Genomic DNA, 12235 nt, shown 5'->3' on the forward strand with positions numbered 1-12235 from the left:
ATGGCACGCTGGCTCGATCACGGCGTAACTCCACCAGCGCCACTGCCTGAAGACACCGATGAGGCGTTGGCATATCTCACCCATGTGCTCGGGCACACCTGCTATGAACGCTGGACGCTGGCCAAGATAAAGCGTGCTTTTTCTTCGCTGGGGACGGCGAAGGTCGAGATGCGATCAGTATTTGATCTATTGCTCGATCATACCGAGGTCGTTGAGTGGTGGGAAAGTGGTCGCCTTCGCACTGCTGCAACGGATAACGCACCCAGTCCGCAAGATACATTGAACCGACTTCTTCGCACGTATCGTCGACGATTCCGGCATTGGGAACCCATACAGGTGCAGGCATCAGACTCTGGCGATCACCAGAGATGGGTCGCGGCTATCGATCCCCAGCATGTCCGAACGCTCGTGGCCTGGCTTTCGCGTAGCGGGCGCTTTGTTAACCAAGAAGCTTCCACGAATACGCTGGCGACCTTTGACGACTGCCAAGCGTTCTCCCTGTTTTTGCGTGACCGGGCAAGTCGCTCCCGGCATACTTTGCGTGCATATGCCGCCGATCTACGACGCCTCATCAGCTGGTGCCGGGATCGGCAGATAGGACCGCTTTCCAACCTTACTCGTAACGATTTGCTGGCTTACCGCGATTCGTTATGCGTGGCCCGCATCAGCATCTCCGACCAAGGTCAGCAACGTGTTGTGGCGCCTAGTGAGCGCACGCAGGCGCGAGCACTGGCCGTCGTCGCTAGTCTCTATCAATATTGGTTCGATACCGGTTATCTCATCGCCAACCCAGCCTCTGGCTTGGTCACCGGCACGCAGGCCAGGAATGAGTTTTCTCCAAAACGATTTCTTTCCCCGACCGCACTCAATGCCTGCGACGCCTGGCTAGATACGCCAATCGAAGGAAAGACTGAGTTGGCACTCCTGCGCAGGCGTGCAATCTGGGTTCTGTACCGTTATGGCGGAATTCGCCTTGCAGAACTGGCGTGGCATGTCGACACCAACTTGCCGCGTGTCGTTGTAGAGGATGACGGCAAATGGACGCTCTACGTCCATGGCAAAGGCAATAAGGATCGGGCCATTCCATTACCGGATGTCGCGGCAAACGCCCTCACGACCTATCGCATTGCGCGCGGATTGACTGCGCAGCCTGCCGCCCACGAGGTGGCACCGCTAATCCATGGATTCAAAGGCGGCGCATTGCAGGAGAGCGGCTTGTACAGTGAGGTGAAGGCGATTTTTGAGGAAGTCGCCACCACTCTTCGACCGAACGATGGCGCTCTGGCGTCGTTACTAGAGGCCGCTTCACCGCATTGGTTACGCCATGCGTATGCAAAGGCACTGGTGGTCGATCACCAGGTGCCACTTCCAGTTGCGCAAGCTTTACTCGGCCATGCGTCTGTGCAAACGACTGCCAGCTATTCCAAGACAGATTTGGCCCAGTTGCGTAATTTCGTTGAGACCAGTTTTACTAACGGTGGCAAGTAAGACTTCTAACAGCTCTATTGCCTACACCTTTAGCTCTATGCAAACGAAGCTCCACTGGATTCAGCAGGCAGCTCCCGGAATGCGTAGCAATTGGCTCTTGCATCATTGAGCGCATGGTGTTCGGGCAAATTTTTTCTTGTGAAACTCGTAGCGCAATAACTCATTAAGGCTTCGCTGAATTAGTAGTCGATTGCGCTGATGGTGCGAGAGATAGAGCACAACGTATTTCAATGCTGCGAGATTTCTACTTTTTTGCGCCCTTACTTCAGGCGAATACCGATAGCCCGGCCGTGTTCGACCTCAGTTCCAGCGCCTTCATTGCGCACACCGAATTACCTCGCGGGTCCAGTCGCGGCGACCAGGCGCAGATGCAGCCGCGCCCTGGGATCACCGACAGCACGCCGCCACCCACGCCGCTCTTGGTGGGCAGGCCAATGGCGAAGGCGGTCATGCCGGAATACTCATTGGTGCCGGTAGTGAGCATGAGCGCACACCGTCATGCGCGTGATGGTGGCCAGATGAGTGCGGCCAGGCATGACCGGCGTTCTCCTGGTGATGCGGGTGGAGCGCTTTGTGCAGCAAGCGGACTTGTCCAGCCGTCGCAGACTCCATATAATTGATAATCATTATCAAATAAATTGGGGGCTTGCCTGCGCCCGAGTCCGGCTGCAGCGTGGCTCCGCCTTCCGGCTTTCACTTTCATGGTGCCTGACAAAATGACTTCTGCGGCCCCGTCCGGCTTGCGCTACCGGTTGGCCGTGCTCTCTCGCACGCTGGCTGCCGTGGGCGGCGGCTACGTGCTGACCACGCTGGCGACGATGGTGGCGGCGCGCTTCCTGCCCATGGGGCGGGCCGATGCGGTGATGACGGCGACCATGTTGTCCTTTGCGGTCTTCACGTGTGCCGTGATCTGGGTCTTTGCGGCCCGCAGTGCCTGGCGCGCCTGGTACGGGCTGGCCTTGCCGGCCCTGGCGCTGGCGTTGCTGGCCTGGTTCGGACGGGTGCTGCCATGAAGGAGGGATTGCGGCAGTCCATGGCCTGGTTGCACACCTGGTGCGGGCTGCTGGTGTGCTGGGTATTGTTGCTGGTGTTTGCCGGCGGCAGTGCCAGTTACTTCAAGGAAGAGATCAGCCTGTGGATGATGCCCGAGCTGCACGCCAGCGCCGCCGCGCCGGTAACGCAGGCCCAAGCGATCGAACGTGCAGCCGCTTATCTGCAGCAACGCGCGCCGCAGGCCGAGCGCTGGTTCATCACCTTGCCGGACGAACGCAGCGTGGCCATGCGGGTCGGCTGGATCGCGCCGCCTGCTGCTGCCGGCAAGGAAGCAGCGAGTTCCCCGCGCAGCCGCTTCAAGAGCGAGCGTATCGATGCCGCCACCGGCCAGCCCTTGGCGCGGGTACGTGATACGCGGGGCGGCGAGTTCCTATATCGCCTGCATTTCGACCTGCATTACCTGCCGGTGCAGTGGGCACGTTGGATCGTGAGCGTGTGTGCGCTCTTCATGCTGGTGGCCATCGTCAGCGGCGTGATTACGCACCGGCGCATCTTCGCCGATTTTTTCACTTTCCGCCGCAACAAGGGCCAGCGCTCCTGGCTTGATGCGCACAACGCCACGGCAGTGCTGGCGCTGCCTTTCCACCTGATGATCACCTACACCGGGCTGATCACGCTGATGTTCATGATCATGCCGTGGGGCGTGCAAAGCGCTTATCGCGACCAGGGCGGCGAGAAGGCCTTCTTCGAGGAAGTGTTTCCGGGCGGCGCCGGACGCGTCAAGGCGACGGGCGTGGCGGCGCCGCTGACCGCGCTGCCGGCCCTGGCCGAACGCGCGCGGCAGCACTGGCAAGGCGCACCGCTGGCGCTGGTGGTGGTCAACAACCCGGGTGATGCCAAGGCGACAGTGGTCGTCACGCGCCAGAAACTGGCCACACTTTCGTCACTGCAACCGGCGCTGTTCTTCGAGGGCGTCAGCGGACGTCAAGTGGCGGCGCTCGGTGAGGCAGTCAGCGCCACGGCGGTCACGCGCGGCGCTTTGGTCGGACTGCACCTGGCACATTTCGCCGATCCCTGGCTGCGTATGCTGTTCTTCCTGTGCGGGCTGTGCGGCTACCTGATGGTGGCCACCGGTGCCTTGCTGTGGGCCGTCAAGACGCGCCAGAAACAAGCCAAGGCCATCGCCGCTGGTGCCCGAGCCGGGTTCGGCCTGCGGCTGGTAGAGGCGCTCAACCTCGGTGCCATTGCCGGATTGCCGATCGCCTTCGCCAGCTACTTCTGGGCCAATCGCCTGCTGCCGGTGGAACTGGCGGGGCGCGCTCAGATGGAGATCCACCTGTTTTTTGCCGCCTGGGCGACCGCGGCGGTGCTGGCGCAGATCCGCCCCAGCCTGGGCATGTGGCGCTTGCAGCTGGGTGCAGGGGCAGCGCTGTTCCTGGGTCTGCCGGTGCTTAATGTGTTCACTACACATTCGCACCTGGGCGTGACGCTGCTGCAGGGGCGTGGGCCGTGGGCGGTAGCCGGATGCGATCTCACGCTGCTGGCGCTGGGATCGGCATTGGCGCTGGCCGCACACCTGCTTGCACGGCGTCAGCGTGCGTCGCAGGAACGATCGGTGCCGGTGCGGCGCGCAGCGCATCCTGCAGTCGCGAAGGAAATCGCATGAGCGCCCCGGGCTTCCTGCTGGCGCTGGTGCTGGCTGGCGGCGCATGGAGCGCGCTGGCCATGGCGATGGATCGCCACTACGCCGATATCCACGGACGCGGCGTCGAACCCGCGCCGCCGCTGCGCATGCGCTTGCGCGGCGCAGCCGTGCTGGGCTTGCTGGCCAGCCTGGCCCTCAACGTCCACATGCAGGGCTGGGGCGTCGGCCTGGTGGCTGAGCTGGGCGTGTTGACGCTGGCTGCGCTGTTGCTGGTACTGGCCGTGAGCTACTGGCCTGCGCGCCTGCCTGCGATAACGCGTGCGCTGCTGCTCGGCGCGCTGCCCCTGATGGTGTGGTGGGTGAGCGCAGTCACTCCTTTCTAATGGCCCGGCGATGTGTTGTGCGGGCATGCAGAAAGCGAGCGAATCTGCGCCGTCGGTTTGATTTGGATTAAGAAGCGCAGCGCTGAAATCGGGTCCGATCACACTTCCTCTCTGTTGTATTTGCGGGCTCCGGCAATATGTCTCAGCCTTTTTTTCATGCTGCACGTCGAGCTGACGCAGGTTCGGCGCTCGAAATCTTGCAGTGATTTTTTCCCGTTGACAAGCTTATGTTGGTGATGCAATGTCCCCATCCCCCCCGTGTCAGAATACTTGTCGCCCCAATAGGACCTGAGCCTTTAGCTCTGGTCGATTGATGGAGGTTGGTGGCGCCGTAGGCGCTGGCGCCACCCCGTCGTTTCTTTGGTTAGGGGGCGCGATGAGAGAGAACAAATTGGCTCGATACCGACAAGCATTCAAGGACCGGGCGGTAGCGCGCATGCTGCCACCCGAGAGCGCATCGCCTGAGGCGGTGGCGCGGGAGATCGGAGTTGGCGTGGATACGCTGGAGCGCTGGTGCTCGAAGTCGTTGTCCAGGCCGTCCAAGGAACGGATCTGGACGGCCGCAGCGCGGCTAGAAGCGGTGATCACGACCGCCGCAATGGATGAGGCCTAGCGCAGCGCCTGGTGTCATGAGAACGGCGTATATCCCCAGCAGTTGCAGCAGTGGAAGTCAAACGCAACGCAGGCGCTGGCCGTTCCCGAGGAGGCGCGCGCGAGCCCGTCGCAGACGAGACAGGATCAGCGACGCATCAAGGAACTAGAACGCGAGGTCCGGCGCAAGGACAAGGCCCTGGCGGAGAGGGGTCATGCCGGGATAAGGCCGGAAATGACACACAATCCTGAAAGTGCTTAAGGTTGCCTTCTTTATGCCGTGGAAGCATAAAGAAGGTGCTAAATTGAACACTTATCAACCGGACATCCGCTGGGATATTTTCTCTTGAATCCCCGCGCTGAATCGCCCCCCATAGGGAGCCAGCCGAGATAAGGACACATTTTCGAGGCCGATCTGGGGCGGGCGATCGTGCGCGAGATAGGTCTCATGCGCCGCACTACGGTGACGCTAGCTGCCATGCCATAAGGAGTAGGCTGCGGGTGCGAGTTATGTTTGCGGGTGTGGTGGAATTGGGGTCACCACAGAATTCGGAAAAAATCGTACGCTAAGGTTTTGAACCACTGATAGCGCCCGCAACGTTGCGCTATTACGAGAAATCGTAAGGTTACGAATTCTCGTCCTCGTACACGCCGCGGCCAACTACTACGGCTTTTCCCCGCTGCGTAGTGGCCTGAAGTGCCCCGCTTCTAGCCGACGGGCCTGGCGCCAGACGTAATCCCCCGTCAGGTTGAAGGCCGGCGTGGTGCGCTACTACCGGCGGCATGCCAAGGAACTGGAGGGCTGGCCCAGCGTGTCGATGCGTTGGTGATTTCGACGGCCATCCGCAGCATGGGCGAACGTCGCGCTATTGCCGACCATCCGCTCTCGCCCAAGCTATTCATCGAGGAAATGCTGATCGCCTACGCCGCGCTTCGACTGAGGCAGCGCCGCCCGGTGCCGGCGCCCATGCAACCACGCCTGCTGTCCTCGTTGAGGTGCAGGCGTTTTGCTGTCGGCCTGCAGCGCGCAGGCCGGTTGGCGATGCGGCTTAGAAAGCCACCGACACCGAGGTGCTAAAGGTGCGCGGGTTGGCCAGGACCAGATAGCCCGAGTTGGAGGCGCCACCGGCCGATTCCCAGTAGTTGCGGTTGGCCAGATTCTCGATGGCGGCGCGGAAGGTCACGGCGTGTCCGCCGATGTCTGTCAGGTAGCGCGCGCCGATGTCATAGCGCACCCACGACGGCACTTCCAGCTTGTTGGCGGCATCCACGTACTGAGTCGAGGTGTAGGTGGCACGGCCATTGATGCTCAGGCCGCGCACGCTGGGGACGTCGTACTCCAGACCAGCATTGGCTTGCAGCCTGGGCACGCCGATCGCGTATTTGCCATTGTTGGTGCCGCCGCTGGTCTGCTGCTGTTTGGCATTGAGGAAGGTGATGCCCGAGAGCAGGCGCAGGTTCTTGCTCAGCTCGCCATAGGCGGTCAGTTCGACGCCGCGGTTACGCTGCAGACCGTTGGTGGCTTCGATGTTGGTGACCGCATCCTTGTAGGACAGCGGACGGTCGGTGGTGAAGAAGGCCGCCCCCAGACCCAGGCCGCCCAGTTCATACTTCACGCCCACTTCCTTCTGCTTGGACTTGTACGGGGCAAGCACCTGGCCATAGTTCGCCGCTGTGGTGTCGGTAATCTGCTTGCCTTGCTGCAGACCCTCGATGTAGTTGGCATAGAGGGACAGGTTCTTCTGCACCTTGAAGACCACGCCGGCCATCGGCGAAGTGGCGCTCTGGTCGTAGTGCGCGCTGTTGAGGTGGGTGTTGTAGGCATAGGTGTCGGACTTGAGCTGCTGCTGACGCACGCCCACGGTAACCAGCAGGCGATCGTTATAGAAGCCCAGCGTGTCGGAGACCACCGCGCTGGCCAGGTTGGTGCGGGTGGTGGTCTGCGGGTCGCTGAGGCTGTTGCCCAGCGTGGTCAGTGCCGGCTGGCTGTACATCGTCGGGTTGTACAGATTGGTGCCCAGCGCGTAGAAAGACGAATAGCCATAGGCATTGCGCGAGTTCAGCGAGTACATCGAAGCGGCGGCCACCAGCTTGTGTGAGACCGCGCCGGTCTTGATCTGGGTGCGGATGCCCACTTCCCCGGTGGCCACATCATCCTGGCGCGCATTGTCGAAGCGGTAGGTGGAGGCGGCGCCGGTGCTGGCGTTGTTGACGCGGATGCCGGACAGCGAATTGTTTTCGGTACCCTGGCGGGCGCCGAAGGCCGCCCAGGCGGTGGTGTGATCGGACAGATCCCATTCGCCACGGACGGTGCCGAAGATGTCGCGTTCATTGGAATACGACCACGGCTGGGAATAGTTGGCCGAGCCGCTCGGCGCCGCCGGCACCGAAGTCAGCCCGCTGCCCAGCGTGACGCTGGAGCGCATGTTGTTGAGATTGTTTTCCTGTACGCCCAGATCGGCTGAGAGGCGGAAATCATTACCGCGATAATCCACACCCAGCGAGAACAGGTTGGTTTCGCGCTTTTCATTGGACACGCCGGTGCCGCCGGCATGGCGGGCGGCGTTGATGCGCACGCCCAGGCGATCTTCCGGCCCGAGGCGGCGCGAGAAATCGATGGCGGCATATTTGCTGTTGCCCGATTCGTAGCCCATCGTCACCTCGGTCAGCGGCTCATTGGCGGCGCGCTTGGGGACGATGTTGATGGTGCCGCCCAGGCCGGCGTCGCCCGGTGTGGCGCCGTTGAGGAAGGCGCTGGCGCCGTACAGCACCTCGACGCGCTCGATCATTTCGGCGGCCACATACTGGCGCGGCAGGATGCCGAACAGGCCGTTGTACATCAGGTCGTCGGAGTTGGCGATGAAGCCGCGGATCATGTACGACTCCTGGAAGTTGCCATAGCCGCGCGTGGTGCGCACCACCGGATCGTTCTTGAGTACGTCGCCCACGCCATGCGCCTGCTGGTCGGCAATCAGTTGCTGGGTGTAGGCCACCGAGCGCACCGGGCTGTCCAGATTGTCGACATTGCCCAGCACGCCCAGGCGGCTGCCGCGCGCGACCTGGCCACCGGCGAATTCCTTGGTCAGGCCATCGGCGGAGGCGTCAGCCGAAGCATTGACGGTGATGGTGGGCAGTTGCTGGTCTTTCTGGTCGCTGCTGGCGGTGCTGTCGCTGGTGCTGGTGGCGCTGCTCTGCGCCAGGGCCGGCAGGGGGCTGAGGAAAGCCAGTGCCAGCGCGGCGGCCAGCGGCGTGAGGCGGTGGAAGTGCGAGAGTGACATGAAGAAACTTTCAAAAGTTGCGGCAGGAAACCGAGTTATCGGATTATAAGTAATTATCGTTCGTATTTACATTAATTAATGAAAACTTTACTTCCGTAATGGAGGATCGTCTCAGAAACGGGAAAGAAAGCGCGCTAAGCTGGTTGCAGCGGTCTTAGCGGCCTGAATTTGTCGACACCAATCTCGCCATGCTATCGGATCTGTTTCTGACTGGCCGGTAAACTCGTGACCGCACTGCTAGGCAGAATACGTATCGCGTATTCCGCCAAGGGAAACTCAAGGGTGCCGCGCAGATTCAGTCCTTCCAGGTGAGTAGGAGCGATCCGCCTCAGAAGTTCTGGAGCGATAGGCTCGCCGCCGAATTCCTCAAAACGGTCAACGGCACGCTGTATATGACGGGTATTCCAGGCCATGAGCACATTGGTCAGCAATGAAAGACTTGACGAAACCGCCGCCAACGAATCCGGACGCTTGGCCAACTCGGTGGGGATTTTGCCGGTGTGGACAGCGCGCTGAATTGCATGCACAGCCTCGCCACGATTGAGCACATGGCGAAGTTCACGGCGGAAGGTCGAATTGGTAAAGTAGTCGATCAAGAAGATCGACCGGAGCAGCCTACCAAGCTGCGTGCCGCCGTCGTACACGTCCTGGCCCCGGGCAGCCGATCCAAAACGCTGCAGCGCTTGGACAGCGGTGCAGCGCCCGCTCTTGATGGATGCCACCACTCGGACGAATTCATCGTAAATTGCTTCGATCCCGTCCAGGTCAACGTCGCCGACCACCACTGGCAGGATTTCATCCGGCACCATGTGGCCACGGGGGACATGGAGGTATCGATCACGCATGTGTTGAAGCACAGGGCAAAGGTCAAACTTGAGGCCCTTTGCCACGGCTATCCCGAAGTCGGTGTAACCGTGGGTATCTACTGCGAGCTGAGCGACATCTTCCGTAGCGGTTTGACGAACCACGCCCTCGATGGCTGCGCCTACCTGGCGTTCCTTCAGGAGGATGGGCTGATCGTAAAAAATACCCCAGCGATCGCGCACATGGGTGTAGATGCCGATTGAGGCCGTGCGGCGACGCGGGTCGGCGCGCGCTTGCCAGACCGTGCGCGTGGTCTCCAAGCTCATCATGTCGGACGACGCCAGATCACCAATTCCCCAATGCGCGGCGATGGGATGTCGGTGCATGTACGCCAGGACTGCATCGGCAGCCTCTCGCAATTTGCGTTCGTCTGCCACCAGTTTCATCATCTGCCGGATCGACGAGGCTTTGAGCTCCGGGATCATGCGTGAAATGTCCGCTGCTGACAGGGAGGTGCCGTGGGCCAGCACTGCGGCATAGACGAGAAGCAGTTCGCTGCGTGAGCGCGGTTCCCTCCCCAACAGCAGCCAAGAAAATCGCACTTCACTATCGATGTCGAGAATGATCGTCGGAAGTTGCCCGACTGGGCGGTCTTCGAAGATGGCCCGCCGTAGCGCATCGAGGTGGGGATCTCGCTCTTCGGCCACCAAGGCCTCGTTGCGAATGCTTCCAGCCTCGATCCGCACATCACAGGACAGGTAGGCATCCTTGAGCCGTTCTAGGCCTTCGTCCAGGTGCTCAATAACATTATTAAGGAAAACTTTGGGGTCTTCCGATACTCCAAGGTGGCCGTAGTGATGGTGCCGCTTTGCCTTCCATTCCTCGCGGGAAATAAGCATTGTTTCCCGGCTGCGGAATGAGAAGCTGTGATTCACGAAGACCGATCCATTGCGTAACGCCATTCTCAGAGCAGAAATAGTGGCCCACTCAAACGCACGCAGTGCCGCAACGCGATCCTCGCCCTGGATGATCTCACGCCAGACTCGGCCGATTTTGATATTGGTGTGAACTGGTAATTCGTTGCCACCGTCTGGGCCGTACAGACCGCGAAGCACGTGAATGGCGTCAACAACCGGATGTTGCGACTCCGACTCAAAGGGCAAGTCAACCAGCTTGTGTAACAAAGCGCGGGCCTGCGCACTCTTGGCCATCAGCTGCAGACGAATCAAGCTTCGTCGACTCGGGGCGTGCTGTTGCAGCACCTGGTCAGCCAGGTCCAGGATCTTGAGCAGCGTTTCCGCAGCTGGAGAAGCAGTATCCAGAGCAAGAAGCTTGACTGCCTCTGCGAAGCCGCAAAGCTGCTTCTTGAGGTCAGGTCGACCGGCATCGACCTGTCGACCTGCTTCGCTCGTGACGTCAATCGCCCAACGTCGAAACATCGCAAGCAGCTGGTCTGTAGCTGAGCACAGTGCGTAGCGCATGAAGCAAGCTGTCTCTAGTCGGCGGGACTGCGATTGAATGCGCTTGCTGACGGAAGGTGGGCGATTAGCGCAACGGCGCGCGTAATGGCGCACGAGCGTCTCATTGACTTCGGCAGGCCAGTCCGTGGGAACACTCAGCTCCTTGAGGTGATCGATTTTTGCGAACAATTCAGACATCTGAACTGTCGAGTGCTTCACAGGGACCGCCCATAGCCACTGTTGCAGGCTTCCCCTGTCCTCATACGGTGCCGGTAGGTCCCGGCTCCACCCCTGGATATTGGCCTCCCCGAGGTAGCGTACCAGGGCAGTCTCCAAGGCAGCCTCATGGCTGCGTATCGCTTCGGCGATCACGCGCCTGAGAAGCCTATCATGCGGAACCAATATTTGATGCTGGTACAGCCACACCTTGACTTGCATGAGCAGGGTAGAGGCATCCGGTCGGCCGACCAGGGTCTCCTTAAGCCAGCGGACCAGGTAACGTCGCTGGTGCTCGGTCATCGAGGAAAAGCCCAGCGCCTGTTGTGCCAGTTGCTGGTGGTCGATTAAGGTCCGTGGCCGCGTCTCATACAGGGAGCGCAATGTTCCGATCTCGGGCGGGTCGATAGATAATTGCTCCCCGAGATGGCTCCACAGAACCTTAGGAATTTGCTTGTAGGCATCAAGCGTGCGGCCGGTCATCCGGATAAAACCAAGGTGGAGGGAGAGCGCCAGACGATAAAGAAGGCTGCGCCTCGCTTCAATCAATGCGCGTTCTTTGGGGGAAAACGTGAAGAACGTGTTTAGCTCAAACTCTGTGAGTTCGGGCGGGATATGGCGCAAGCCGAGGTAGGGAGCGTGCCAGTGGTCCATTGTTTGACTCTCTGAAGAGAACAATGCGCACCATCATACGCGGGGAAAAAGGCAAACAGCAAGTGCCTGATTTTAAAGGAATTGTTGCGACGCACACCGCTGAAACCCGCGTAAACACTGGAACTGTCTACCGTCGGTCATTGCACGCAGATCAAAGAGACCCCATGAACAGCCGCATATTGCGCCGCCCTGAAGCAGACGCTGCTTTCATCGCCCGCGACGGGATGCATGGCATCGCGGCCGGGTGGCATCCCACACCCCCATGGTTCCCCTATTATGGGTTTCCGCTCTCTCCAACAAATCACCGACGCTGTACGATGCCTGGGTCGAATACTCCGAGCAGACCGCAAGAAAGATCAGGGAGACCGTCCCGAAGAAACAATACATCCTGCGGGGCAGCCTTAAGGAATACGCAAAGCGCGGCCCTACCGAAAATCAATGGGTAGAGCGCTACTGCAACCTGATCGTCGCCAAGGCTGGTCTGAAGCCGCTCATCGAAACGGCCGGCAAAGAACTTGCCTCAATTGGCATCCAATGGTGGACAGAACAACGCATGCTCGATCACATCGGCGAGCAGCCCGGCGGCTTCACCACCTTGCGCGCGATTCCTGACGGCATCTAGTTGTTGCCGTAGGCCGTCACCCCTGCCCAGACTAGCCGCGAGCTGACCATCGATTAGTAAACATGCCAGACCATGAACAAAGGACCAGAGAACGTACTCGT

The 12235-nt window shown here is 60.4% G+C and carries 8 protein-coding genes and 1 pseudogene; 6 read left to right on the forward strand and 3 right to left on the reverse strand.

Annotation, left to right across the window (positions count from 1 at the left end):
* On the forward strand, window positions 1-1488 hold the full coding sequence (locus AACH55_RS12790; RefSeq protein ID WP_338714865.1) for a tyrosine-type recombinase/integrase: 1488 nt from the start codon (window positions 1-3) through the stop codon (window positions 1486-1488).
* A gap of 265 nt (window positions 1489-1753) precedes the next feature.
* Here AACH55_RS12790 and AACH55_RS12795 read toward each other — a convergent pair whose 3' ends face one another.
* Window positions 1754-1972 (reverse strand): glutaminase, encoded by a 219-nt coding sequence (locus tag AACH55_RS12795; protein ID WP_338714867.1) that lies wholly within the window; start codon window positions 1970-1972, stop codon window positions 1754-1756.
* A gap of 232 nt (window positions 1973-2204) precedes the next feature.
* Between AACH55_RS12795 and AACH55_RS12800 the strand changes: the two genes are divergently transcribed.
* From AACH55_RS12800 to AACH55_RS12815, 4 genes and pseudogenes are all read left to right on the forward strand, one after another.
* The gene (locus tag AACH55_RS12800; RefSeq protein WP_338714868.1) at window positions 2205-2501 is read left to right on the forward strand and encodes a DUF3649 domain-containing protein; all 297 of its coding nucleotides are present in this window, start codon (window positions 2205-2207) and stop codon (window positions 2499-2501) included.
* The gene (locus AACH55_RS12805) at window positions 2498-4147 is read left to right on the forward strand and encodes a PepSY-associated TM helix domain-containing protein (protein ID WP_338714870.1); all 1650 of its coding nucleotides are present in this window, start codon (window positions 2498-2500) and stop codon (window positions 4145-4147) included. The genes AACH55_RS12800 and AACH55_RS12805 overlap by 4 nt, the downstream gene beginning before the upstream one ends.
* Entirely contained in the window at window positions 4144-4509 is a 366-nt protein-coding gene (locus AACH55_RS12810; RefSeq protein WP_338714872.1) for a DUF3325 domain-containing protein, read from the forward strand. The genes AACH55_RS12805 and AACH55_RS12810 overlap by 4 nt, the downstream gene beginning before the upstream one ends.
* Window positions 4510-4900: 391 nt before the next feature.
* Window positions 4901-5308: pseudogene (locus AACH55_RS12815) on the forward strand (transposase); the annotation flags it as partial.
* Window positions 5309-6149: 841 nt separating this feature from the next.
* On the opposite strand, the gene AACH55_RS12820 reads toward AACH55_RS12815, so the two are convergent.
* The gene (locus tag AACH55_RS12820) at window positions 6150-8378 is read right to left on the reverse strand and encodes a TonB-dependent siderophore receptor (RefSeq protein ID WP_338714874.1); all 2229 of its coding nucleotides are present in this window, start codon (window positions 8376-8378) and stop codon (window positions 6150-6152) included.
* Window positions 8379-8569: 191 nt separating this feature from the next.
* The gene (locus AACH55_RS12825; protein ID WP_338714875.1) at window positions 8570-11512 is read right to left on the reverse strand and encodes a Tn3 family transposase; all 2943 of its coding nucleotides are present in this window, start codon (window positions 11510-11512) and stop codon (window positions 8570-8572) included.
* Between the two features lie 262 nt (window positions 11513-11774).
* Between AACH55_RS12825 and AACH55_RS12830 the strand changes: the two genes are divergently transcribed.
* The gene (locus tag AACH55_RS12830) at window positions 11775-12134 is read left to right on the forward strand and encodes a hypothetical protein (RefSeq protein WP_338714877.1); all 360 of its coding nucleotides are present in this window, start codon (window positions 11775-11777) and stop codon (window positions 12132-12134) included.
* Window positions 12135-12235 lie beyond the last annotated feature (101 nt).

It is taken from the genome of Herbaspirillum sp. DW155 (assembly GCF_037076565.1).
Lineage (GTDB): Bacteria > Pseudomonadota > Gammaproteobacteria > Burkholderiales > Burkholderiaceae_D > Herbaspirillum.

What these genes read in the sequence shown, in the direction of transcription:
- AACH55_RS12820 (WP_338714874.1), bottom strand. Translation starts at nt 8,378, where the DNA reads ATGTCACTCTCGCACTTCCACCGCCTCACGCCGCTGGCCGCCGCGCTG.
- AACH55_RS12805 (WP_338714870.1), top strand. Translation starts at nt 2,498, where the DNA reads ATGAAGGAGGGATTGCGGCAGTCCATGGCCTGGTTGCACACCTGGTGC.
- AACH55_RS12800 (WP_338714868.1), top strand. Translation starts at nt 2,205, where the DNA reads ATGACTTCTGCGGCCCCGTCCGGCTTGCGCTACCGGTTGGCCGTGCTC.
- AACH55_RS12790 (WP_338714865.1), top strand. Translation starts at nt 1, where the DNA reads ATGGCACGCTGGCTCGATCACGGCGTAACTCCACCAGCGCCACTGCCT.
- AACH55_RS12810 (WP_338714872.1), top strand. Translation starts at nt 4,144, where the DNA reads ATGAGCGCCCCGGGCTTCCTGCTGGCGCTGGTGCTGGCTGGCGGCGCA.
- AACH55_RS12825 (WP_338714875.1), bottom strand. Translation starts at nt 11,512, where the DNA reads ATGGACCACTGGCACGCTCCCTACCTCGGCTTGCGCCATATCCCGCCC.
- AACH55_RS12830 (WP_338714877.1), top strand. Translation starts at nt 11,775, where the DNA reads ATGGTTCCCCTATTATGGGTTTCCGCTCTCTCCAACAAATCACCGACG.
- AACH55_RS12795 (WP_338714867.1), bottom strand. Translation starts at nt 1,972, where the DNA reads ATGCTCACTACCGGCACCAATGAGTATTCCGGCATGACCGCCTTCGCC.